Genomic DNA, 22159 nt, shown 5'->3' on the forward strand with positions numbered 1-22159 from the left:
CGGTTGCGCGCCGTCAACAGCAGTGGCTGCAGCCGGAGCCGCCGCCTTCACTCGTACATCCGGGCGTGCAGTAGGAGACGCTCGTGATGGCGGGGCCGGCGACGGACTGCTCCACGCCGATCTCCAGGTCGAGGTCGAACAGGTCGGTCTCGACGTCCGACAGCGGGACGGACTTGATCCCCATGCTGAACTCCTTGCCTCTCGGTGCTGCTTCGGACTCCTTGACGGAAACCGAACAGGTGGTCACGGAACGTGATCCTCGCATCACGATCCATGGCCGCCCGCGACCGTTCAATAGGTTCCGGCCCGGTTGGCAGTCCTGGCAGTCCAGGCAGGCCCCGCAGGCAGTCCCGTGACCGGGGGCGTCGACGTGCGGGCCCGCGCGACCGCGGCCCTTCCCTGGCCGAAACCACGCCTATTACCACGGCGGCCCGGAACACGAAGACCTCCGCCACTCCCCCGGCTGAAAAATCACGGATCGTCCCGACGGACGGTGAACCGTTCGGCGCTTTCTTGATACGTACGTGATGTGTGCTCGGACGAAGCTCTGCTATCCGCCGTCGCCCACGGCGACCAGACCGCCCTGCGAACGCTCTACGACAGGCATGCCGGCGCGATGCTCCGACTCATCCGCAGACTCACCTCGGACCAGGGCGTTTCCGAGGAGATCCTGCAGGAGACGTGGCTGGCCGTCTGGCGCTCGGCGGCCGGTTTCCGGGGTGATTCATCCGTCAGGGGTTGGCTGATGGGCGTGGCCAGACGGCAGGCGCACAATCAACTCCGCAGGTCGCGGCCCCGGTTGACGGACCTGTCGGAGGCGCGGGACGTGGCCGACACCGCGCCGAGCGTCGAGGACCAGGTCGTGGTGGAGTCCGAGCACTCCGCGCTGCGGGCAGCGGTACGCGCGCTGCCCGAGCATCTGCGCGAGGTGCTCGCGTTGGTGCTGTTCGAAGAGATGGCCTATCCGGAGGTGGCCACCGCGCTCGCCATCCCGGTGGGCACCGTCAAGAGCCGGATGTCCCACGCACGCAGGCGGCTGGGCAACATGCTCGCCGCCACGCGGCTGGAAGGATCGGGACAGCTATGAGCGATCACCTCACGGACGACGTCCTGGCGTGCCTGGCACGCGCAGGGACCGTCGACACGCACCACGACCGGCATCTGGGCGCATGCTCCGACTGCCGAGAGAATTTGGCAGTTTGGCAGAACATCACGTACGCGGTCCGCGCCGAGACCGAGGCCGCAGAAACCGTACCCGTACCGTCCTTCGACGACCTGCTGGGGGTCCTGCCCGCCGCCAACGCGCCGATCGGCACGGCTCCCCGTTCCCCCGCCGTCCCCGTCGTGCCCACCGTCCCCACCGTCCCCGCCGCCGCCCGCTCGGGACGAACACCGGCCACCGCACGGAAACGCTTCGCCGGGCGGAGAAGCGGGTCCGGGACCAGGCCGGAATCCGCCGCGTCCGGTGCCATCCCGGCCGGCGCCCCCGCATCCGCCGACGCCTCCGTGCCCACGGGCGCCGCGGGCACCACCGGTCCCACACGGCCCTGGCGGACGGCCTGGCAACTGGCCGTCCGGCAACTGGTGCTGATGCCCCGGCTGTGGGCCCCACTGAGCGCGATCGGTCTGGTCGCCGCCGCTCTGGTCTCCTCGGCGCAGATGCAGGAGCGCGTCGGGATACGGCTGTTCGGTGCGGTGGTCGTGCTGTCCGCGCTGTTCGGGGCACTGATCGTGGCCTCACCTCGCCGGGACCCCCGGCGCGAGCTGCTGTTCACGCTGCCGGTGTCGCCCGCGGCGGTGTTCCTGGCCCGGCTGGCGACAGTCCTGTGCGTGGATCTGGCGCTCGCCATGGTCTGCTCCGCGCTGGTGCGGGGGCCCGGCTGGTGGGCGGTGGTGGCGAGCTGGCTCGGCGAGTCGCTGCTGGCGGCCTCGCTCGCTCTCGCGCTCTCCGTCCGCTTCTCGCCAGCGGTGGGCGCGGCGGCGGGGGGCACGCTGTGGTTCCTGGGCGTGGTGGGCGGGCCGCACGGGCTGCTCAGCACACCGCTCGACGCGCTGCTGGACGGGCTGCTGTCGACGACGCCGTGGACACTCGCGGCGGCGGCGGCCCTGCTGGTGTGGGCCGCCCGGGCGATGCGGTCGTTCGGCGAGCACGCGCCGTCGTAGCCCCCGCCGTACGCGGGGCGCGTGCACGCGGCCGTGCCCCGCACCGCCGATTCCGGCTCCTGGTGTGAACCGTCCCGGGCCGGACCGCTACGTACGGGGTGCAACGGGAGGCCGGGGAACAACGGGAGGAACGGGACCATGACCGCTGTACCGTGGTGGGCCCACGAAGCACGTCGCTGCGGACGGCAGGCGTTCGTGCTGCCGGTTCTCGCGGCGATAACCGCATCCGCGGCCGTGGCCACGGGGTCCGGCACCGGAGTCGTTCTCGACCGGGCGCTGCTCAGTTGCGCGCTCCCCACCGCCACCGCGCTGGCGTGTGCGGCCGTCGTGGCGCGGGAGCCGATGCTGGAACTCCATCTCTCCCTGCCCACCGCCTATCCGCGCACCGTCGCCCGTCGGCTGGCCTGGCCCGCGTCCGTCACGGCTGCCACCGCCCTCGTCCTGGTGGGACTGGTGGCGGCCACCGGCCACCAACCCGGTCCCCTCACCGCCCTGCTGGAGTTGTCCGGTCTGTCCGTGCTTCTGAGCGGTGCCGCCGTCTGGGCGACGGTACGGACGGGGTCGGCGACACCCGCGACCGGGCTGGTCGTCGCCGTGGTCCTGGCCAAGCTGCTGCTGGTCGACCGTGTAGTGCCCGAAGGGGCGGCGCAGGCCGTGCCCGCCCTGCTGATCGGGGGCCATCTGTTCTCACTCGCGCTGCGCGCGCTGCGCCCGGGTGCCCGTTCCGGGGCCCGGCTCGGTCATGGCGCCGCCCACCTCGGCCCCCGGGAGGCATGATGACCGCTCTGCTGTGGACCCTTCGCTACGAGGCCCTGATGACGGCCCGTCGAAAGGTGGTCTGGGGCGCCGTGCTGCCCCTGGCCCTGCTGAGCCTGCTGCTGGTGATCACCTCGCCCGTCGTCGGTGGGCAGGGCGATCCCGCCGCCAGGACCGGGGCGGCGGCGGTGGTCGTCAACACCTTCTGCACCCTCGGCGTGGGCATCGCGCTCGCGGACCGGTTGCGGCGCGGTGTCGAAGCCCGCGGCATGGCCGAGCTGCTGACCGCCACTCCCGCGGGGCCGCTGCCCCGCACCGCCGGTGTGCTGGGGGGACCGCTGCTGGCCGCCCTGGCGCCGGTCGCCGGTCTCTATCTGCTGTACGCCACGGTGTTCTCGGTGGCCGGCGGTTCCCCTGGCCCGGTCGTGTCCGCGGTGATCGCGCTGGTCACGGCGGTGGTACCGGCGGCGCTGCTGGTCACCGCCTTCGCCGGTCTCCTGGGCGTGCTGCTGCCGGTGGCGGCGGCACGCGCCGCCACGGTCGTGGTGTGGCTGTGGGCCTGTCACTTCCCACCGGCCTTCTCGCCACTGCCCACGCCCACCGGCACGGTCCTGTCCCCGCTCGGCGGTTATCCACTGGCCGTCTGGGCGCACGCCCCCGAGGTATGGGCCACCCGGCAGGGCACCGGGGCCCTGCGCCCGGCGGCCGACGACGCGGCTGCGCTGCTGAACGTCGCGCTCGTCCTCGCGATGGCCGCGGCCTGCTATGTGCTGGGGCATCTCGCCGCCCGCACCGGACGACACGGAGCATCATGAACATCACCACGGAACAACTGACAAAAGTCCATCCCGGCGGCATGCGTGCCTTGGACGCGGTCGACCTCCACATCGAGAGCGGCACCGTCGGGCTGCTGGGCGCCAACGGGGCGGGGAAGACCACTCTGTTGCGCATCCTGACCGGTGTGCTGCGCCCCACCTCCGGGCGCGTCCACGTCGCCGGACACGATCTGTCGACGAGCTCCGGGCTCGCCGCCGTGAAGCGCACCCTCGGCTATCTGCCGCAGGAACTGTCCTTGTACCCGGACCTGACGGCACGCGAGTTCCTCGACTACATCGGCGTGCTCAAGGGCATCCACGACAGACGTGAGCGGCGCCGTCAGGTCGACGAGCGGATTACCGAGGTGGGTCTGGCCGACCGGGCCGGAGAGCGACTGGCCGGCTTCTCCGGAGGGATGAAGCGACGGGTCGGTATCGCACAGGCACTCATGGGCGCCCCGACGGTACTGATCGTCGACGAGCCCACCACCGGACTGGACCCGCATGAACGGATGCGCTTCCGCACGCTGCTCGCCGGCCTCGGCCGCGGCCGCACGGTGCTGCTGTCCACCCACATCCTCGACGACGTCGCCCAGACCTGCCCCGATGTGGCCGTGCTCGCCTCCGGCCGTCTGGTCTTCCACGACTCCACCACCGCCCTGGTCAGTCGGGCGGCGGGCTGCACCTATGTCCACCGACTCGCCGGACACGCAGAAGGACCACCGCCCGGCGCCGAAGTGGTCAGCGCGGTGACCACCTCGGCAGGTACCGAGTACCGCATCGTCACGACCTCTCCGCCCGCCGGGGCCCGCCCCGTCGAACCATCGCTCGAGGACGGATACGCCGCTCTTCTCGGCGCCGACGTCCGGACCCACCCCACCAGCTTTCCGACAGTGAGGTAGCAGACACATGACCACGCATCGCCGTTGCATCGCCGTCTCGGCCCTGACCGGTGCGGCACTCCTGGCGCTCACCGCCTGCGGGGGCGGCGGCCTCAGCGAACCGGCCACCACGGACCCCGTACCGCTGCCCAGCCCGACCGCCACCAAGCAGGAGGTCACGGAGAAGAACCTCGGCTACACCTGGCCGCTGACCGCCGATCGCGGAACCGCCGAATGCCGCCAGGGCGATCAGGCCGTGATCACCGTCCCCGACGGCACGACGTACGCGCTCAACGACCGGGCCCGAGACGCTGGTTACGCCGACATCGCACCAGTGCGACGGTCCGGGGATGACGGCGACAAGGTGAGCCTCGGCACTTTGATCAGCAGGACACTGAAACTCTGCAAGGTCGGCCGATGACCGGAGACAGGTGTTCGCAGGCGAGTCACGAGCGTGATCCGACACTGTGTGCCGCCCAGTGACCGCGGGACGACCATCACCGGGATCGACGCTACGGGGAACAGCGCCTTGCACCACAGCGAGCAGCAGCACGCATCGACCGCCACCGATCTCCATGTCCTGGCCCATTCGGGACTCAAGCCATACTTCAACCCGCCGAACGCGCTGCTGGGCATACTTCGTTCCGGTCTGGGCCGGGTCGAATTCATCAGCGCCGCCCAGCTGAACGCACCCTGTGGTGCGCTTGATCTGCCGGTGCTGATGCCGGTCACCAGCGAGTTCCAGGCCGAGGAACTGCGTGCGGTGAGAGTGCGGCATCCGTTGTCCCTGCTCGTCGCCGTCACCAACGACATCTCGGGGTATCGGACGTACTACGCGATCCGTTCCGGCGCGAACTTCGTGCTCAACCTCGCCATACCCGGCGAGAGTCAGCGCGATCTGCTGTACGCACAGCTCAGAGCGCATCTCCTGGCCGGTCCTGGCGGCCCCTTCGCCCCTGGCGGTCCTTCCGCCCCGGCCGGGGCGATCGACACCACGGACGCCGCGGCCGCCGATGCGCAGGGGAGCCTGGCGGACCGGGAGGGCCCTCACCGTTGCCAGTTCCATGACGGAGAGTCGTCAAGGGCGGAGGCCAATCGCGAGGGGGACATACCCGAGCAGCGTCGGCGTCCTGACGCGCCCTCGTACGATGCGGAGCTTTTGCGGCTGCTCTGTACGCCCATCACGGTGGCCGAGATCGCGCGCCGTCATTACTACTGCTCCGAGCGGTCCATGTATCGCCGTATCCGCAGGCTCTACGACGATCTGGGGGTCGGAGGCCGTGCCGAACTGATGTCGTTGGCCACTGTGCTCGGCCCTCGGCTCCCGGTGACGGCGCGGGCCTGCTGAGGGTCTGCACGACGGCGTGAGCCTGTTGAGGGCATGGGCCGGCTTCATGTGGACGGCTTCGTATGCGCGCAGTTGCCGTGTACGCGGGCGGGGGCGGCCCCCGGGGAGGACGGAGGCCGCTTCCGGGTCAGCGGATGGCTGCGTCGGCCGACTCCAGGAGCTGGAAGAATCCGGCCTCCACGTCCCCGTCGACGGCAAGCCCTGCCAGGGAGCCTTCGTACTGGGTGCGGCCGGAAGCCAGTACCTGCACTCTGTCGCAGACCTGCGCGACTTCCGCCAGTTGATGGCTGGCGATGAGGACCGCCACTCCCTCGTCGGCCAGTGAGCGGATGATTCCGCGCATCTCGCGGATGCCGACGGGGTCGAGGCCGTTGGTGGGTTCGTCGAGAACGATCAGCCTCGGCCTGGCGAGCAGCGCAACGGCGATCCCCAGCCGCCAGCGCATGCCGAGGGAGTACGCCCCGACTTTGCGGCGGCGTGCGTCGGTCATCTTGACGAGGTGCAGCGCCGGGTCGATCCATTCGGTCGGTACACCGCGCAGTTTGGCATGCAGTTTCAGCGTTTCGTCGGCCGTGAGGTTTGGCCACAGGCCGGGGACCTCGATCAGGGCGCCGACCTCGGCCAATGTCTCGCGTCCGACCGGCCTGCCGAAGATCTCGATGGTGCCCGATGTGGGGCGTTGCAGGCCGAGCAGGGCTTTCATCAGCGTGGTCTTGCCGGCGCCGTTCGGCCCCAGGAGGCCGTAGACCTCTCCGGTCTCGACCGTGAGGTCCACGCCGTCCAGTGCGCGGTGGGGGCCGTAGTGCTTGTGCAGGCCTCGGATGGTGAGTGCCGGTGCCGTCTGTGTTTCCGGCCGGGCCGGTGTCGCGGTCATGGTCAGATCTCCTTACGGCGCATGTGCATGCTGCCGACGACCAGCAGGACCGCGGTCAGCGCGGCGGCCAGGCCCACGGCGAGCGGGATGGCCGACATCTGGGTCACCGGACTGTCCTTGGGCAGCGGCACCCCGTTGGGCCCGATTCCGGCGAGCGGAAGGACCACTCTCATCGGCCAGGCGAAGGGGACGGCGTACCAGAAGACCTTGTCCGAGACCAGGGCCCCGCACAGCAGGCCCGCGACGCCCACTCCGATGCTGGGACCCATGCCCCACACCACCGCGACCAGCACCGCAAGCGCTGTCATCGACAGCCCCACCAGCCAGGGCAGGTACACCGCAGCGGCCACCATCCCCATCGCTCCGGGAAAGCGGCCGCTGGCCAAGGCACCGAGGGAGAGCATCACGAGCAGCACGGTGGAGGAGAGGAACCCCAGAACGCCGAGGGCGGCGACCTTGCCGATGAAGTAGCGCCTGCGCGGCACGCCGTAGGAGAGCAGCAGCCGCCAGGCGTCCTGGTCGGCACGGACCGTGAGCGCCGCGGCCAGCCCGGCGGTCATGGGTACCAGCACGCCCCAGAACTCCAGGGTCACGTTCCGGAACACCTCGAAGGTCTGGCCCGCCTTCGCCTCGGAGGAGCCGAGGGCACCGAGAAAGAGCGGGATCGTGATGACGACGGGGGCGAGGAGGTGGTACCAGGGAACGAACCCTCTTTTGTTGCGGGCGAGTTCCGTACTCACCACCGTCGCCAGTGAGGGGTTGTCGCGGCGCCCCGCGAGGGGTGGGGCCGCCCTGTCGTACGCCATGTGCACTCCTACCTGGCCACTGTCGGTTGCATCAGGTACGTAGCCGCGGCCCGCGTCGAGGTTCACGGCCGGGGGCGGCGTTGACCCGTTCGGCAGCTGCCGGACAGGTGGCGGACGACTGCCGAACGCCTGCCAATCGCGTGGCCGGCGGGGGTGTCCCGCCGCGCCCGAGTGGGAGTGTCGTGAGCGCCGCCGGGCTGTGCGCGCACCGGAAGAAGGGCCCGTCCGCCCGGCACGGTCACATCGCCGTCAGGGAGGAACACCGATGAAGTCACTCCGCCGCACGCTCGCCGTCGGGGCCATGGCCCTCACGCTCGCGGGGTTCGCGATCCCCGCCGTCTCCGCCGTCCCGGGCACCGCCCGGCCGGCCGTGACGCGCGAGATCTCCGTCATGAAGACCTGGCACGCCACGGTGCAGTGCCAGATCGTCCGTATCAGTGACAACCACGTCGTCGGGTACGACAGGGCCGACGGCACCGGCAACACCGAGCAGGCGGCCATCAACGACGCGGCGCGCAACATCCCCGTCCCGGCGGGTCACTACAAGCGCCACTGCGACGCCAAGCGCACCTGGTAGCCTCGGGCAAGGGGGCGGAGAACTTCGCCCCCTTTTGCCATTCTTCCACCCCCTCTCTCCTCTCCTTTTATCCTCCCTTTTCCCTTTTCTAATTTCTTCTGCCCCTTTCTCTCTGTTGATCCGGGACGTGAGCGATGCCTGAGAACCCGAGTGTCTGGGAAGTGCGGCTGGGTATCTACGCCACTCCGCAGCAAGCCGAAGAGATCAAAGAGCGCATCGCCAGACTGCTCTGTCCCGATCCCGACCACGCCCCGCCGTGCCCGATTCCGTGGTCGGTCTCCCTTCGCCACGAGGAGGGGCTGGAGGAGGACGGCTCGTACGCGGAACTGATCGAGCAGGCCGAGGCGGAGAAGCACCTCCGACCGTAGCCCGAGCGCGCCGCCCCGGACCGGGCGCGGTCCCGCCGCACCACCCGCATGCGACGCGGTCTCAGCCGGACGCGTGCCGACGCGACTTGGCCGGAGCCGCGCCTCGCCGAGGGGCCGGGCGCCCCGTCAGAGCGCGGTTCACAACGGCGCGAATTCGTCGAATGTCGCACGGGCCTGCGCGGTCGATGGAACCGCGGCGCGCCTGTGTCGCAGGGGATCACGAACCACTCACAGACGTTCAGGCGTCCCCAACCATCAAGCATTTTCGGTCACACATGACTTCCCTCTCCCTCCCGTACGAGGTTGACTGGGGGATCACGCGTGGTGATGCCGCCGCCCTGTTCCGGGGGTGTTTGCCATCGTGGGCCTGCGGGCCCGGTCCCGATGCCTCGAAACCGGCGGAAGAGAGTGAGCAGGGATGACCGCCTTGTCGCGCACGGTGACCCTCTGGCCGAAACCAGCTGCCGAAGGGCTGCCCGCTTCTCCCCGCGTACCCGCGCCGACGCACGAATTCGATCAGCTCCCCATTCGTATCGTTCATCCGCATCGTCTCGACGAGGGGCACCAATGAGCCAGATCGCGCTGCCAGCGTTTCACATGCCGTTCGAGAGCACCGGATGCAATCCCGGCATCGAGGAGACCAGGAAAGTCGCCTGGGAGTGGGCCGAGTCCCAGGGGCTCGCGCTTTCCCCCACGGCCCGGAAGAAGATGATCCGGACCAGGCCGGAGCTCTGGATCTCTCTCATATTCCCCACTGCTTCGCAACCGCATCTCGATCTCTTCTGCCAATGGCTGTTCTGGGCCTTCCTCGTCGACGACGAGTTCGACGACGGTCCCGCCGGTCGTGATCCCCGGATGTGCGAGGCGGCGATCGACCGGCTGGTGACGGTGCTCGACGGCGGGCCGCCGCGCGGTGCCATGGAGCACGCGCTCGTAGACCTGCGGGAGCGGACGTACCGGGGCCGCCCGGCGCACTGGCTCCGGCAGTTCCGCCGGGACACGGTCGCCTGGTTGTGGACCTACTACGCCGAGGCCGTGGAGCGGGCCGCGGGACAGGTGCCTGCCAGGGAGGATTTCGTGAGGCACCGCCGGGACTCCGTGGCCATGCAGCCGTTCCTGGACCTGCATGAGATCACCGCCGGGATCGACCTTCCGGAGTCGGCGCGTGCGCTTCCCGCGTACATCGCCCTGCGCAACGCCGTGACCGATCATTCCGGGCTCTGCAACGACATCTGTTCCTTCGAGAAGGAGGCGCGGCTCGGCTACGAGCACAATGCCGTGCGGCTCATCCAGCGCGAGCGCGGATGCACCCTCCAGGAGGCCGTCGACGAGGCCGGGGCGCGGCTCGGGGGTGTGGCGGAGCGCGTCCGGTGTGCCGAGCGGGAGCTGGTCGAGCAGATCGCGGCGGCCGGGATCGAGGGTTCCGCCCGGGTGGCGTTGGAGCGGTGCGTACGGGACTACCGCGGGCTGGTCCGGGGCGACTTCGACTACCACGCCCGCGCGGAGCGCTACACCCGTCCGGATCTGGTGGAGATCGACGACCGGGAGACGCTGTCCCGGTTCTTCGCCGCCTGACCGGCCGGGCGGGGCAGGCCAGGAGGGTCGAGCAGGGCGAGTCGAGGCGGGTGGGGGCGGGCCGGGCGGTCAGGCCGGAACGGGGCCGTGTGGTCCTCCCGGGGCGGTCTCCGCCGAGCCCGGTCCGTCCTCCGTGCCGCTCAGCGGCAGCGCTCTCAGGGCCAGCGCCCAGCCGAGCCGGGCCTCGCCGGACTCCGCGGAACGGCCGGTGAGTTCGGCGATCCGGCCGATCCGGTTGAGGACCGTGTTGCGGTGGCAGTAGAGCTGTTCGGCGGCGCGCGCCGCCGAACAGCCGTTGTCGAGCCAGACCCGGAGCGTGTCGAGCAACGTGTCCCGTTCGGCCGCGCTGTCCAGCACGGAGCCCAGGTAGGCGGTGACGATGCGCTCGGCGATCTCGGGCCGCCCGACGAGCAGGACCTCCGGCAGCCGGTCGTCGAACGCCGCCACCTCTCCGCTCCCGGCCGGCAGGGTGCGCAGGGCCTGCTCGGCCAGTCGCAGGGCCCGGCCCGACTGGGAGAGCCGGTCGAACTCCGGTGACACCCCTGCGGTCGCCGTGGTGCGGTGGCGCAGCAGGTCGAGCAGTACGCCGGACTCCCCGGCGGCGAGCCGCACGATTCCCGCGTACCGGCCGGACCTCGGCCGCCAGAAGGACCAGATGCCGTGGTCGTCGAGGACGGGCGCCGGGTTGGGCGGCGCTGCCGGGTCCTGGGTGGCGACCACGATGACGTACCGGTCGTGGACGGGTACGCCGAGCGCGGCGGCCGCGGCCGAGGCGACGGCCGGGTCGTCCCCGCGCCCGTCGAGCAGGGCCTCGAAGAGGGCGACGCGGCGGGTGTCCTGGCGGCCCTGCATCTCCAGCTGGGTCAGCCGGTACGACTCCGCCATCACGAGCGAGTAGCGGTCGATGGTCTCCCACACGGCACCCGCGATGTCGAGCTCGGTGTCCGGGTCCGCCCCGTATGCCCGGCCGCGATCACCGATCCGGCCCGCCCCGTCCCCCCGGCCGCCGCCACCGGTCCGGCCCGCCCCGTACGTCCCGTCGGCCCGGTCCTGCGTGTCGCCCCGGCCGGTCCTGGACGCCCGCAGATGCTCCGCCATCACCTGCCACATCACCCGGCCGCCGCGCCGGTATGCCTGGAGCACGGTGTCCAGCGGCACGTTCTGTTCCGCCCGTCGCCGCCCCGTCTCCCGGGCCGCGTGCTCGAAGTCGCCCGCGCTGGGCGGCAGTCCGCCGAAGTCCTCCAGTGCCCGCAGCAGGTTGTCGCGGCAGATCTCCCACAGGTCGTCGCGGCTCACGGGGGTACCGGAGGCATAGGCGTCGCTGTGCGCGTGGATGTCCGCGACGACCCGCCGGGTCAGCTCGTCGATCTCCGGGACCATGGCGACCGCCAGCGCGTGCCGCAGCCCGCCGTCCTCCCCGCCGTGCTCTCCGCCGCTCCTCCGGTCGCCGCGCTCGCCGAGGGGCGCGTTCCGGTTCCGCTGGTTCTCCGCCATGCCAGCAGGTTAGGCGCTCTCTTTGGACAGCGCTTTGGGCGGGGTTTGGGACAGGACTTTAGGCGGATGCCTTGCCGCGTACACATCCGAGGGGCCAATGCCCAGGTGATCGGTGCGCATGATGGGCACCTGCACATTGTGCCGGGGTGGGTCGACGGCCGATTCTGAGCAGCACCAGCCCTGTAAACACCATGTTTCCCGGAGCGTGTCATGTTTCTGAGCGTCGCCTCTGTCCTCGGTGAGTCGGCTCGCAGCCACCCCGACCGTGTCGCCGTCGTCGACGCGGACACGCGACTCACCTACCGGGAACTGTGGACGCGGGCGCTGCGCTGCGCGGGCGCGCTGCGGGCGTCCGGGGTGCGGCCGGGCGACCGGGTGGCGGTGCTGCTGCCGAACACGGCGGACTTCCTGTACGCGTACTACGGGGCGCTGGCCGCCGGGGCGACGGTCGTTCCGGTGCACGGGCTGCTGGTGGCCGACGAGGTGGCGTACGTGCTGCGGCACAGCGGTTCGTCGGTGCTGGTCAGCGGTGGTCCGCTGTGGCCGGTCGCCGAGGAGGCGGCGGTTGTCGCGGGAGTGCGGGCGGTGTGCGGCGTACCGGAGGACGGCGAGCCGCTGCCCGCTGCGGAGCCCGCGGCTCCGGACGGCACCGCGGTGATCCTCTACACCAGCGGGACCACCGGGCGGCCGAAGGGAGCCCTGCTCACCCATCTCAACATCGTGATGAACGCGTCCGTGGTCGCCCACGACCTGCTGGAGCTGGGCTTCGACGACGTCGTGCTGGGCTGTCTGCCGCTGTTCCACAGCTATGGGCAGACCTGTGCCATGAACGCGACGCTGAGGGCGGGGGCGACGCTCGTCCTGATGCCCCGGTTCAACGGGCCGGGCGCCCTGGAGCTGCTGGCCGCCGAGAACGTGAGCGTGTTCATGGGCGTGCCGACGATGTATCACGCGCTCGTCGAGGCGGCGGCGCAGGACTCGGCGGCGCTGGTCGGCGCGACGCGGGGGCTCACCCTGCGCGCGGCCGTCTCCGGCGGTGCCGCGCTCCCCGTCGCCGTGCTCGAACGCTTCGAGGCGACCTTCGCGACGCAGGTCCTGGAGGGGTACGGGCTGACCGAGACCTCCCCCGTCGCCACGTTCAACCAGCCCCGGACCGGCCGCCGCCCCGGCACGGTCGGTCACCCGGTGTGGGGCGTGGAGACGGGTGTCGCGGACGCGGCGGTGGAGGAGTCCGTGGTGCTGCTGCCGGACGGCGAGGTCGGCGAGGTGGTGGTGCGCGGGCACAACGTCTTCGCGGGGTATCTCGACGATCCGGAGGCGACGGCCGCCGCCGTGGTCGACGGCTGGTTCCGCACCGGTGATCTCGGAGCGCGGGACGAGGACGGCTTCCTGCGCATCGTCGACCGGAAGAAGGACCTGGTCATCCGGGGTGGCTTCAACATCTACCCGCGTGAGGTCGAGGAGGTGCTCGTGCGTCACCCGGCGGTCGGCGAGGTGGCCGTGATCGGTGTGCCGGACGAGGAGCGCGGCGAGGAGATCTGCGCAGTCGTGGTGACGCGCGCGGAGGCCGGGGCGGTGACGGAGGAGGAGCTGATCGCCTGGGCCCGGGAGCGGCTCGGTCGGCACAAGTACCCCCGGATCGTGCGGTTCACCGACGCCCTGCCCCTGGGCCCGACCGGCAAGATCCTGAAGCGAGCCCTGACCTCGCCCACTCCCTGAGCGCGCCCACTCCCTGACCTCGCCCACTCCCTGACCTCCGCGCCCCCTCACCGGGCCCGCTTCCCGACCTCCCCGCCCTCCCCTCGACCGGGCCGGCCGGATACCGCCCCCGGGCCGGCCGGCCCCTGCCCCCGCCCCGAGGACCAGCCGGCCTCGGGGCGGGGAAACACTCCCTCGCCCCGCTCACGGACACGCCCCCGCCGACGGGAAGACGGCACACGAAGACCGGAGCCACCCGCCATGACCGCCACCGCCCAGCCCCTCGCGTCCGCCGTCGGCAGCGGGCGCGCCGGGCAATGCCCCGCCCTCAAGGAGAGGCTGGGCTACTTCGCGGGCAACTTCGGGAACATCCTGCTGTCCACCACCATCAGTTCGTTCCTGCTGCTCTACCTCACCGACGTGCTGGGGCTCGCGGCGGCCGCCGTCGTGGTCGCCGTGCTCGGCAACGGCGCGCTGCTGTTCGTCCCGTACGACACGGTCCCGGCGATCCTGGTCTGTCTGGCCGTCGCGGGCCTCGGCATGGGAACGGCGACCACCCTCAACTACACGCTGCTGGCCGAGCTGACCGACTACGTCGAGTGGCACCACGGCCATCGCGCCGAGGGGGCCCTGGCGTCCCTGGCCTCGTTCGCGGCCAAGGCGGGCGGCGGGCTGGGCGGCGCGGCCACCGCGTACTGCCTGGGCCTGTTCGGCTACGTGGCACACGCCGACCAGTCGGAACGGGCGCTGGACGGCATCCGCTACGCGCAGGGCGGGATTCCGATGACGCTCATATTGCTCGGCGGACTGGTCTTCCTGGCGTATCCGATCAACCGCCACGTCTCGGCGCGGATCGCGAACGAACTGGCCGAGCGCCGGGCGGCCGTCCCGGCGGGCGGCGCGAGCGGAACCGAGGACGCGGACGGGTCCCGGGGCGCGGGCGGATCCGGGAGCACGAGCGGATACGGAGGAAACGACGCACGCGGATCCGGAGGAAAGTGAGCTCCGGGGCGGAGGATCCCGGAGGACGGCCGAACCGGTCGGACCATCGGAAGGAAACGAGCTCGTGGGAAACCGACCCCGAGGAGAGCAGGCTCCAAGGAGCACGGGCTCCGGAGGAAGTGAGCAGAGATGAGTGAGCCGCACGCGTACGACTGGGGGCCGTGGCGCGGACAGTGGATCTGGGGCGAGGAGTCCGGTGTGGTCCCGCCGGGACCGGAGTCGATGCTCGGGGCGCCCGATCCGGACGTGTACGACCGGCGGGTGCTGCTGCGGCGCGCCTTCGAGCTGACGGACGTGCCCGACCGGGCTCCGTTCCGCATCACGTCGGACTCCCGGCACGTGCTGTACGTCAACGGTACGGAGGTGGCGCGCGGCCCGGTCCGGCACGGCCCCCGGATGCTGCACTACGACACCGGGGACGCCGCTCCCCTGCTGCGTCCAGGGCGCAACACCGTCGCCGTGCTGGCCCGCCACTACGGGCACGCGGTGCCGTGGTGGGAGCCGTCGCCGTGGACGCACCAGCTCGGTGGGGGTTCGGTGGTGGCCGAGCTGATGCTCGGCCCGGACCGCCGGATCGTCACGGACTCCTCCTGGACGTACCACGCGGGCGACGCCTGGACCCCGTGCCGGCCGCATTCCCAACTGGTCACCCAGACCCCGGAGCTGCTGGACGGCCGGCTGCTCGACCCGCACTGGACCGTCGCAGGCGAGGCCAACGGCGAAGGAACCGGGAACGGGGACGGCGGCTGGCGGCCGGTACGAGTGCTGTCCACGCGTGCCGTGGTCGGCCCGAAGGACGGCACCCGCCCGGACTCGGAGCCCTTCGGGGCGCTGCTCCCCCGTCCGATCCCGCCGCTCTCCGAGACGGTGCGGGAGGCCGTGTCCGTACGGGCCGCGCCGCTGTTCGGGACGGTGCCGGACGATCCGCGACAGGCTCTCGCCGGGGCCGTCTCCGACGCCACCCCTGACACCGCCGTCCCGGTCCCGGCGGACGCCCGCCACGGCCTCGACGCGGGGCCGGTGTTCCTCATGGCCGACTTCGGCGGGATCGTCACCGGCCATCTGCGCATCGAGGTGGAGGCCGCGCCCGGCACCGAGATCCACGGTTCGCTCGTCGAGCTGCCCACGGTCGCCGCCCTCGACGCCGCCAACACCTTCGGCTACACGACGCGCGGGCGCGACGACGTCTTCGAGACCGGTGACACGGTCGGCGGCCGGTACGCGCTGTTCGTCGTGCGGGGCATCGGAAGGGTGCGGTTCGGGCCGGCCCGGGTGCGCGAGCGGCTGCGCCCGCGTCCCGAGGGTCCGTACTTCGACTGCGACGACCCGGAGCTGAACGAGATCCACCGGGTGGGGCTGCGCACGGTCGACCTCACCGCGCAGGACGCCTATCTGGACTGCCCCACCCGGGAGCAGCGGGCCTGGACCGGCGACTCGGTGGTGCACCAGTCGGTCGACCTGGTGGCCAATCCGGACTGGAGCCTGGCCCGCTGGAACCCGGGGCTGGCCGCGCAGCCCCGCCCGGACGGCATGCTGCGGATGGTGGCCGCCGGTGACCTGGCCCGGGATCCGGTCCCCACCATTCCGGACTGGGCGCTGCACTGGGTCCGCTCGGTGCACCAGCTGTACCGCTACACGGGCGACCGGGAGCTGGTGGCCGGGCTGCTGTCGACGGCGGAGCCGGTGCTGCGCTGGTTCGTGCCGTTCCGGCGCCCGGACGGGCTGCTGCACGGGGTGACGGGCTGGGTGCTGATCGACTGGTCGCCGGTACAGGTGGCCGGCGCGAGCGCGGCCCTGAACGCGCTGTGGGCGCGGGCCCTGGCCGATTTCGCGGAGATGGCGGACTGGCTCGGGGACGCGGGCCGGGCCGGCTGGGCGCGCGACCTGCACCGGGGCGTGAGCGACGGTTTCGAGGCGTTCTGGGACGAGCGGCGGGGCGCGTACCGCGACAACCTGGTCGACGGGCGCCTCGGCGCGTCGGTCAGCGAGCACACCCACGCGGCGGCGGTGTGCGCGGGCCTCGTGCCGCCCGAACGCAAGGCCCTGGTACGGGATTTGTTGCTGGACCGGGAGGCCATGTTCACCCGTTCGCCGATGCGGTACCGGGGCAGTGACACGGGCGGGCCCACCGCCACGGCGCCCGTGACGGACCGGGACGGTCCCGACTGGGACACCGAGCGGCTGGTCGTGGGGGCGCAGCCGTTCTTCCGCTACGTGGTGCACGACGCGCTGGCGCTGCTGGGCGCGGCCGACGAGATCGAGCGGCTGTGCCGGGACTGGACGGCGTTGCTGAGCACCGGCGGCTCCGCGTTCCGGGAGTGCTGGGACGGCGGTTCGTACTGCCACGGATGGTCGGCCACTCCGAGCCGTGATCTGCTGGTGTACACGCTCGGCGTCACCCCGGCCGAACCCGGGTACGGCCGCGTGCGGGTGGCTCCCCGGCTCGGCACGCTGTCCGGCGCGCGGGGCGAGGTGCCGACCCCGCACGGCCCGGTACGGGTCGCCGCGACCCCGGACCGGGTGCGCGTCACCTCACCGGTCCCGGTGGAGGTGCTGCACCCGGACGGCTCCCTCACCCATCACCCGTCCGGTTCGTCGGCCGTAGCGCTCGCCGGACCCGCACCGCGTAAGGACTGAAGCCATGTCTGCCCTGCCCCCGTCCGTGTCCGAGACGTCCCCGTCCGAGACGTCCCCGCTGGTCGGCACCGCCCACGGCACGGTGCGCGGCACGCGGGAAGGGGGCGTCGCCGTCTTCCGGGGCATCCCGTACGCGGCGCCGCCGGTCGGCGCCCGGCGTTTCGCGGCGCCCGAGCCGCCGGAGCCCTGGGAGGGGGTGCGCGATGCGGTGGCGTTCGGGCCGACCGCGCCCAAGCGGCCGTACGCCCCGCCGCTGGACCGGCTGCTGCCCGACCCGGACGTTCCCGGGGACGACTGCCTCAACCTCAATGTGTGGACGCCGTCGCCGGACGCGGCCGGCCTTCCCGTGCTCGTCTGGATCCACGGCGGTTCGCTGCTGCACGGCTCCTCGACCGTGCCGCTGTACGACGGGGCGGCGTTCGCCCGTGACGGGGTCGTGTTCGTCTCCCTCAACTACCGGCTCGGCATCGAGGGGTTCGGGGTGTTCCCGGACGCCCCCGCCAACCGGGGGCTGCTCGACCAGATCGCGGCGCTGACCTGGGTGCGGGACAACATCGCGGCGTTCGGCGGCGACCCGGACCTGGTCACGGTGTGCGGGGAGTCCGCGGGGGCCATCGGCATCGCCGCGCTGCTGGCCGCGCCGCGAGCGCAGGGGCTGTTCCGGCGTGCGGTGCTGCAGAGCGGGGCGCCGAACGCGCTGCCGCTGGACGACGCCGCCCGGCGCACCACGGAGCTGATCGCCCGTCGGCTGGGCGTGGCGGCGACGGCCGGGGCGCTGGCGGAGGTGGACCGGGAACGGCTGCTGGACGCGCAGACCGAGGTGACCTCCGGCGGTTCGCCGCTGACCGGCGGGAACTCCTTCCAGATCGTGGTGGACGGCGATCTGCTGCCGCGCGACCCGCTGGAGGCACTGCTGGACGGCGCCTCGGCCGATGTCGATCTGCTGATGGGCGCGAACACCGAGGAGTACCGGCTCTGGTTCGTGCCGAGCGGGCTCACGGAGAAGCTGTCGAGGGTCGGGCTCCGGCTGGCCCTGCTGAAGTTCCGCGTGCCGAGGGAGACGGAGCGCGCGTACCGCGCCAACCGCCCGGACGCCGCTCCGGGGGAACTGCTCGGGGCGCTCGCCACGGACCTGCTGCTGCGCGTCCCGTTGAACCGGGTGGCGGACGCCCGTGCGGGCGCGCCGGGGAGCACCCGTCTCTACGAGTTCGGGTGGCCGTCCCCCGTGCTGGGGCTCGGCGCCTGTCACGCGCTGGAGATCGGCTTCGTCCTCGACAACCTGGACAAGCCGGGCGCGGTGGCTCTGACCGGCCCGGACGCCCCTCAGGAGCTGGCCGACGCGATGCATACGGCCTGGGTGCGGTTCGCCGCCACCGGCGATCCGGGCTGGCCGGTGTGGGACGAGTCCCGACCGGTGATGGGCTTCGGCCAGGGGACTCCCGCGGTGGTGCGCGCCCCGCGCGACGACGAACTGCGCGGCTGGGCGCCGTACCGGCGCAGGAAGGGGTGAGCGCGGCCGCCCCCGCGTCGGTGCCGTGCCTTCACCGGGGACCGGGCCCCTCACCGGGGCATTCGCGCGGAAAGGCCCCGGCCCGTGAGCGTCGTCACGGGCCGGGGCCCCGGCGGATCAGCCCTTGTTCCGCGACGCCCAGAACTCGTCGAAGGTGAGCAGACCGTCGCCGTTGGCGTCGTGGTCGTTGATGATGGCCTGGGCCACCGTCTCGGTGACGTGGGGGTCGCCGAGCTGAGCCATCACGCTCTTGTACTCGGCGGCCGATATCAGCCCGTCGCCGTTCAGATCGAACCGCTCGAACGCCTTGCGCGCCGACTCGATGTCCGCCACAGTTCCGTCCTCCGTAATGCCTGACCAGTGCCTGACCAATGCCTGGTCAGTGCGTTCATGACGGGGGTCAGATTAACGGGCGTCACGACGGACCCTCGCGGCGGCCGGTCGCCACGCGCGGGCCGCCCGCCGCGGGACGTCCCCCCACCGCACCGTTCTCGACGGCTCGGACTCGACCTCGACGGCTCAGCTGCGCCACGGCCGGTAGTGCGGGTTGTCCACGCACTCGCTCATGATCTCGGTCTTGTTCGTCGGGTCGATCGGGCACGCCCCCACGATGAACGTCCGGTCGACTCCGCCCGGGAAGGCGACCTCCACCTGGTCCGCGTACTTGTGGGTGTCGCCGATCGTCTTGTTCACGTCGACGCCTCCGGGAGCGTCGATGTAGTAGTTGAACGCGGCCTTCCACCGCTTGTACAGGTCGTGGTCGTACGAAGTGGAGACGTACGGCGAGGGCTGGTTGACCAGGACGTACTTCTCCACGTCGTACTGGCCGTACGTGATGTCCCGGGCGTGGAAGCCCTCGTCGAAGATCGTCTCCGGGCCCCGCCCGTCCGCCCGGTAGAGCTGGCGGCAGTCGCCGCGCCAGGCGGGCCGCGGGGTGATCCGGCCGACGTCGACGGGGTCCGCGGCGGCGAAGAGGCGGTCGGTGACGACCGGGCAGTCACCGGGCTTGAACGCGGCTGCCGCGGGGGCCGCCGAGGCGGAGGCGGCGACAGGAGCGGCCTCGGTGGCAGCGGCCGGGACGAGCGCGGCGGCGAGGGAGAGGGCGAGAACGGCGGCCCGGCGCCGCAGAAGAGAAGTGATCATCATGCGGATCACTGTCCCGGCACGGCGTATACCGGCCGCGCACCATCACCCGATGGTGAGCGGGTCCGGCCGGGAGTTGACGTCCCACCACCCCGGCAAATTTGGATATCTTTCACATTCGGGGCATTCATCCCCCGAACCTTCCCCGCCTCACGACCTCACCGCCCCACAGCCCCCACCGCCTCGCGGCCTCGCGGTCCGTCAGCGGAAGACGCCGGTATGGCCGAGCGAGTAGCGTCCCGGCTGCGGGTAGACGGCGAGGCCGTGCGGGCCGCTGCCGACCGGGATCCGGGCGAGCTGCTTGCCGCTGTCGGTGTCGATGGCATAGACCTCGGAGTGGTAACGGCCGCTCAGCCAGAGGACCTTGCCGTCGGCCGAGACCCCGCCCATGTCCGGGCTGCCGCCGTTGGGCAGCCGCCACTTCTTGGACACCTTGCGCTGTGCGAAGTCGAAGACGGAGATGGTGCCCTCGCCCCGGTTGGAGACGTACATCTCCTTGGAGTCGCGGCTGACGTAGAGGCCGTGGGCGCCCTCGCCGGTGGGCAGCAGCTTCGGGGTGGTGAACTTCTCGCCGTCCAGGACCCACACTCCGTTCGCGACCATGTCCGCGATGTAGAAAGTGCCGCCGTCGGGCGACAGTTTCACATCCTGCGGCATGGCCCCGTGCAGCGGGAGCTTCTGCTGTCCGACGACCTCCATCCGCGCGGTGTCGACCTTGAGGAGTTCGCCGGAGAACTCGCAGGAGACGATGAAGTACCGCCCGTCGGCGGAGTAGTCGGCGTGGTTGACCCCGGCGCAGCTGACCGGAACGGTCTTGACGGTCTTCATGGTGTGGGCGTCGCGGAAGACCAGTTCGCGGTCCATGGAGGCCATGACCACGGCGTACTTGCCGTCGGGGGTGAAGTAGAGGTTGTACGGGTCGGAGACGGGCACCGTGGGGCCGACCTTGCCGGTGGCGGGGTCGATGGCGGTCAGGCTGTCGCCGAGGTCGTTGTTGACCCAGAGGGTCTTCATGTCCCAGGAGGGCACGACGTGCTGCGGCTGGCGGCCGACCTTGATGGTCCTGATGACCTTGTACGTGGCGGGGTCGATCACGGACACCGTGTCGGAGTTGGTGTTGGGGACGTACACCCGGGAGGGGAAGTTCCTGACGACCGGGGAGAGCTTCCCCGGCCGGTCGGCGGCGTAGACGTCCTGGGGATCGAGGACCGGCGGCATGCCGGGCAGTCCGGGCGGTGCGGGCGGTGCGACGCGTCCGGTGCCGGTGGGCCGGGCGGCCTCGCTGCCGCCGGCTTCGATGTTCCCCTTCTCGGTGGATGATCCGCAGCCCGCGAGGGCGGCGAGAAGGACGCCCCCGAGCAGGGCGGCGATGTGCTTGGTGTGGGGAGACATCAGGTCAGCAGCTCCGTGGTCGTCACCGCACGCAGTCCGCGGCGGTCGATTTCGGTGAGGAGGAGGGGCAGGGCGGCGACCGTGTCCGCGTAGCCGAGGTGCAGGCTCACCACGGAGCCGTTGCGGATCTCCCCGGCCACCTTGCGGGAGACGGCCGCGGCGCCGGGTGAGGTGAAGTCGAGGGAGTCCACGTCGTAGGAGAGGACGTGCGGATAGCCCGCCCGGGCGGCGAGCCGCCGGACGAGCGGGGTGGCGTACCGGGCGCGCGAGGGCCGGAACCAGGAGCCGATGGATCCGGTGAGCCGCCGCAGCCGCTCCGCACAGCCGGTGATCTCCGCGTACGCCTCGGTCTCGCCGAGTGCGCAGACGTCGACGTGGTGCCAGGTGTGATTGCCGAGGTCGTGGCCGCCGTCGAGGATGCGGCGGGCCATGCCGGGATGCTCGTCGAGCCAGCTGCCGACGGCGAGGACGGTGATCCGGGCGCGGGCCCGTTCGGTCTCGGCGAGGACGGTCCGGGCGAGGGCGGGATCGCCCTGGCCGTGGAAGGTGAGGGCGACGCGGGGGCGGTCGCGCGGACCGTGGTCGATCTGGGCCGGCCGCCCGGGGAAGCGATGCGGAGTGGGCGCCGGACGCGGGGACGGAGGGCGGCCGCTCGGGGCGGCGGGTTTCCCGGTGCCCGCCCCGGCGGTGGCGGGCCCGGTCGGCGTACCGGGGGCGTCACGACGGTCCGCGCAGCCGGCGGCGAGGCCGGCGAGTACGGCCCCCGCTCCCGCGCGCAGGGCACTGCGGCGGTGCACCGGGCCGTCGGAGGCGTTCATGCGCAGACACGATAGGGGCGGAAGAGGCGGATGATAGCGATGCGGACATATGGGCGGCGCGAATGAATCATTCACCGAATCCCATAAATATTCACGCTTTTCCAGGCAAGTGACCCATCACACCTACGAATTATTGAAGAAATGGCGAGATATGCATGGAAATGTCCCGTTTGCACCTTTGGCGGCGAGGTCGCCCGTCTGCCATAGTCGGTGACACGACCCGCACCGACCCGAGTTCGGTCGTCACGAGCGGCCGTGAACACACCCCCCATGTCACGGCCCCCACCACAGCGGCCCCCGAA

The 22159-nt window shown here is 71.6% G+C and carries 22 protein-coding genes; 14 read left to right on the forward strand and 8 right to left on the reverse strand.

Annotated elements, in window-relative coordinates; genetic code table 11:
* Positions 1-13: 13 nt before the first annotated feature.
* A complete protein-coding gene (locus tag ACFYY6_RS04690; RefSeq protein ID WP_351522867.1) occupies positions 14-247 on the reverse strand; it encodes a gallidermin/nisin family lantibiotic in 234 nt (77 codons plus the stop codon).
* A 282-nt stretch (positions 248-529) separates the two neighbouring features.
* Here ACFYY6_RS04690 and ACFYY6_RS04695 point away from each other — a divergent pair, with 282 nt between their 5' ends.
* The 7 genes from ACFYY6_RS04695 to ACFYY6_RS04725 all read left to right on the forward strand — a co-directional run bounded on the left by ACFYY6_RS04695 (position 530) and on the right by ACFYY6_RS04725 (position 5963).
* Positions 530-1087, forward strand: coding sequence for an RNA polymerase sigma factor (locus tag ACFYY6_RS04695; RefSeq protein ID WP_073784617.1), 558 nt, complete (start codon positions 530-532; stop codon positions 1085-1087).
* The gene (locus ACFYY6_RS04700) at positions 1084-2163 is read left to right on the forward strand and encodes a hypothetical protein (protein ID WP_389191665.1); all 1080 of its coding nucleotides are present in this window, start codon (positions 1084-1086) and stop codon (positions 2161-2163) included. Before ACFYY6_RS04695 ends, ACFYY6_RS04700 begins: the two co-directional genes overlap by 4 nt.
* A 138-nt stretch (positions 2164-2301) precedes the next feature.
* Positions 2302-2940 (forward strand): hypothetical protein, encoded by a 639-nt coding sequence (locus ACFYY6_RS04705; protein WP_389191668.1) that lies wholly within the window; start codon positions 2302-2304, stop codon positions 2938-2940.
* Entirely contained in the window at positions 2940-3734 is a 795-nt protein-coding gene (locus tag ACFYY6_RS04710) for a hypothetical protein (protein ID WP_389191671.1), read from the forward strand. The genes ACFYY6_RS04705 and ACFYY6_RS04710 overlap by 1 nt, the downstream gene beginning before the upstream one ends.
* Positions 3731-4636 (forward strand): ATP-binding cassette domain-containing protein, encoded by a 906-nt coding sequence (locus ACFYY6_RS04715; RefSeq protein ID WP_351627140.1) that lies wholly within the window; start codon positions 3731-3733, stop codon positions 4634-4636. The genes ACFYY6_RS04710 and ACFYY6_RS04715 overlap by 4 nt, the downstream gene beginning before the upstream one ends.
* 7 nt (positions 4637-4643) lie before the next feature.
* A complete protein-coding gene (locus tag ACFYY6_RS04720; protein ID WP_351522874.1) occupies positions 4644-5036 on the forward strand; it encodes a DUF2511 domain-containing protein in 393 nt (130 codons plus the stop codon).
* A 108-nt stretch (positions 5037-5144) separates the two neighbouring features.
* The gene (locus ACFYY6_RS04725; protein ID WP_351627137.1) at positions 5145-5963 is read left to right on the forward strand and encodes a hypothetical protein; all 819 of its coding nucleotides are present in this window, start codon (positions 5145-5147) and stop codon (positions 5961-5963) included.
* A gap of 127 nt (positions 5964-6090) precedes the next feature.
* Here ACFYY6_RS04725 and ACFYY6_RS04730 read toward each other — a convergent pair whose 3' ends face one another.
* On the reverse strand, positions 6091-6837 hold the full coding sequence (locus ACFYY6_RS04730) for an ATP-binding cassette domain-containing protein (protein ID WP_351522877.1): 747 nt from the start codon (positions 6835-6837) through the stop codon (positions 6091-6093).
* Positions 6838-6839: 2 nt separating this feature from the next.
* Positions 6840-7643 carry an ABC transporter permease gene (locus ACFYY6_RS04735; protein ID WP_351522878.1) on the reverse strand — a complete coding sequence of 268 codons (804 nt, stop codon included), beginning with the start codon at positions 7641-7643 and terminating at the stop codon, positions 6840-6842.
* A 265-nt stretch (positions 7644-7908) separates the two neighbouring features.
* Between ACFYY6_RS04735 and ACFYY6_RS04740 the strand changes: the two genes are divergently transcribed.
* From ACFYY6_RS04740 to ACFYY6_RS04750, 3 genes are all read left to right on the forward strand, one after another.
* The gene (locus tag ACFYY6_RS04740; protein ID WP_351627133.1) at positions 7909-8220 is read left to right on the forward strand and encodes a hypothetical protein; all 312 of its coding nucleotides are present in this window, start codon (positions 7909-7911) and stop codon (positions 8218-8220) included.
* Positions 8221-8354: 134 nt separating this feature from the next.
* Positions 8355-8588, forward strand: a complete 234-nt coding sequence (locus tag ACFYY6_RS04745) for a hypothetical protein (protein WP_351522881.1) — start codon at positions 8355-8357, stop codon at positions 8586-8588.
* A 597-nt stretch (positions 8589-9185) separates the two neighbouring features.
* The gene (locus tag ACFYY6_RS04750; protein WP_351522884.1) at positions 9186-10163 is read left to right on the forward strand and encodes a terpene synthase family protein; all 978 of its coding nucleotides are present in this window, start codon (positions 9186-9188) and stop codon (positions 10161-10163) included.
* Between the two features lie 69 nt (positions 10164-10232).
* Here the strand turns inward: ACFYY6_RS04750 and ACFYY6_RS04755 are convergent, their stop codons facing one another.
* A complete protein-coding gene (locus ACFYY6_RS04755; protein WP_351627131.1) occupies positions 10233-11657 on the reverse strand; it encodes a helix-turn-helix domain-containing protein in 1425 nt (474 codons plus the stop codon).
* 210 nt (positions 11658-11867) lie between these two features.
* Between ACFYY6_RS04755 and ACFYY6_RS04760 the strand changes: the two genes are divergently transcribed.
* The 4 genes from ACFYY6_RS04760 (at position 11868) to ACFYY6_RS04775 (ending at position 18504) form a co-directional block, all read left to right on the forward strand.
* Positions 11868-13376 carry a long-chain fatty acid--CoA ligase gene (locus tag ACFYY6_RS04760; protein ID WP_389191677.1) on the forward strand — a complete coding sequence of 503 codons (1509 nt, stop codon included), beginning with the start codon at positions 11868-11870 and terminating at the stop codon, positions 13374-13376.
* A 240-nt stretch (positions 13377-13616) separates the two neighbouring features.
* On the forward strand, positions 13617-14357 hold the full coding sequence (locus ACFYY6_RS04765) for an MFS transporter (protein WP_351627126.1): 741 nt from the start codon (positions 13617-13619) through the stop codon (positions 14355-14357).
* 129 nt (positions 14358-14486) lie between these two features.
* The gene (locus ACFYY6_RS04770; protein WP_389191680.1) at positions 14487-16994 is read left to right on the forward strand and encodes an alpha-L-rhamnosidase C-terminal domain-containing protein; all 2508 of its coding nucleotides are present in this window, start codon (positions 14487-14489) and stop codon (positions 16992-16994) included.
* 4 nt (positions 16995-16998) lie between these two features.
* Positions 16999-18504, forward strand: a complete 1506-nt coding sequence (locus ACFYY6_RS04775) for a carboxylesterase/lipase family protein (RefSeq protein WP_389191683.1) — start codon at positions 16999-17001, stop codon at positions 18502-18504.
* Positions 18505-18621: 117 nt separating this feature from the next.
* Here ACFYY6_RS04775 and ACFYY6_RS04780 read toward each other — a convergent pair whose 3' ends face one another.
* The 4 genes from ACFYY6_RS04780 to ACFYY6_RS04795 form a co-directional block, all read right to left on the reverse strand.
* The gene (locus ACFYY6_RS04780; RefSeq protein ID WP_073784587.1) at positions 18622-18837 is read right to left on the reverse strand and encodes an EF-hand domain-containing protein; all 216 of its coding nucleotides are present in this window, start codon (positions 18835-18837) and stop codon (positions 18622-18624) included.
* Positions 18838-19023: 186 nt separating this feature from the next.
* The gene (locus tag ACFYY6_RS04785; protein ID WP_351525075.1) at positions 19024-19647 is read right to left on the reverse strand and encodes an ADP-ribosyltransferase; all 624 of its coding nucleotides are present in this window, start codon (positions 19645-19647) and stop codon (positions 19024-19026) included.
* A 201-nt stretch (positions 19648-19848) separates the two neighbouring features.
* On the reverse strand, positions 19849-21039 hold the full coding sequence (locus ACFYY6_RS04790) for a YncE family protein (RefSeq protein WP_351525071.1): 1191 nt from the start codon (positions 21037-21039) through the stop codon (positions 19849-19851).
* Positions 21039-21857: a polysaccharide deacetylase family protein gene (locus ACFYY6_RS04795; protein ID WP_351525072.1), complete on the reverse strand. Its 819-nt coding sequence runs from the start codon at positions 21855-21857 to the stop codon at positions 21039-21041. Before ACFYY6_RS04795 ends, ACFYY6_RS04790 begins: the two co-directional genes overlap by 1 nt.
* Positions 21858-22159 lie beyond the last annotated feature (302 nt).

This window comes from Streptomyces sp. NPDC001750 (assembly GCF_042892615.1).
Lineage (GTDB): Bacteria > Actinomycetota > Actinomycetes > Streptomycetales > Streptomycetaceae > Streptomyces.

Excerpts from the sequence above, each read along its gene's own strand:
- ACFYY6_RS04700 (WP_389191665.1), top strand. The coding sequence starts at position 1,084 with ATGAGCGATCACCTCACGGACGACGTCCTGGCGTGCCTGGCACGCGCA.
- ACFYY6_RS04705 (WP_389191668.1), top strand. The coding sequence starts at position 2,302 with ATGACCGCTGTACCGTGGTGGGCCCACGAAGCACGTCGCTGCGGACGG.
- ACFYY6_RS04710 (WP_389191671.1), top strand. The coding sequence starts at position 2,940 with ATGACCGCTCTGCTGTGGACCCTTCGCTACGAGGCCCTGATGACGGCC.
- ACFYY6_RS04715 (WP_351627140.1), top strand. The coding sequence starts at position 3,731 with ATGAACATCACCACGGAACAACTGACAAAAGTCCATCCCGGCGGCATG.
- ACFYY6_RS04720 (WP_351522874.1), top strand. The coding sequence starts at position 4,644 with ATGACCACGCATCGCCGTTGCATCGCCGTCTCGGCCCTGACCGGTGCG.
- ACFYY6_RS04730 (WP_351522877.1), bottom strand. The coding sequence starts at position 6,837 with ATGACCGCGACACCGGCCCGGCCGGAAACACAGACGGCACCGGCACTC.
- ACFYY6_RS04735 (WP_351522878.1), bottom strand. The coding sequence starts at position 7,643 with ATGGCGTACGACAGGGCGGCCCCACCCCTCGCGGGGCGCCGCGACAAC.
- ACFYY6_RS04740 (WP_351627133.1), top strand. The coding sequence starts at position 7,909 with ATGAAGTCACTCCGCCGCACGCTCGCCGTCGGGGCCATGGCCCTCACG.
- ACFYY6_RS04745 (WP_351522881.1), top strand. The coding sequence starts at position 8,355 with ATGCCTGAGAACCCGAGTGTCTGGGAAGTGCGGCTGGGTATCTACGCC.
- ACFYY6_RS04750 (WP_351522884.1), top strand. The coding sequence starts at position 9,186 with ATGCCGTTCGAGAGCACCGGATGCAATCCCGGCATCGAGGAGACCAGG.
- ACFYY6_RS04755 (WP_351627131.1), bottom strand. The coding sequence starts at position 11,657 with ATGGCGGAGAACCAGCGGAACCGGAACGCGCCCCTCGGCGAGCGCGGC.
- ACFYY6_RS04760 (WP_389191677.1), top strand. The coding sequence starts at position 11,868 with ATGTTTCTGAGCGTCGCCTCTGTCCTCGGTGAGTCGGCTCGCAGCCAC.
- ACFYY6_RS04765 (WP_351627126.1), top strand. The coding sequence starts at position 13,617 with ATGACCGCCACCGCCCAGCCCCTCGCGTCCGCCGTCGGCAGCGGGCGC.
- ACFYY6_RS04770 (WP_389191680.1), top strand. The coding sequence starts at position 14,487 with ATGAGTGAGCCGCACGCGTACGACTGGGGGCCGTGGCGCGGACAGTGG.
- ACFYY6_RS04775 (WP_389191683.1), top strand. The coding sequence starts at position 16,999 with ATGTCTGCCCTGCCCCCGTCCGTGTCCGAGACGTCCCCGTCCGAGACG.
- ACFYY6_RS04785 (WP_351525075.1), bottom strand. The coding sequence starts at position 19,647 with ATGATCACTTCTCTTCTGCGGCGCCGGGCCGCCGTTCTCGCCCTCTCC.
- ACFYY6_RS04790 (WP_351525071.1), bottom strand. The coding sequence starts at position 21,039 with ATGTCTCCCCACACCAAGCACATCGCCGCCCTGCTCGGGGGCGTCCTT.
- ACFYY6_RS04795 (WP_351525072.1), bottom strand. The coding sequence starts at position 21,857 with ATGAACGCCTCCGACGGCCCGGTGCACCGCCGCAGTGCCCTGCGCGCG.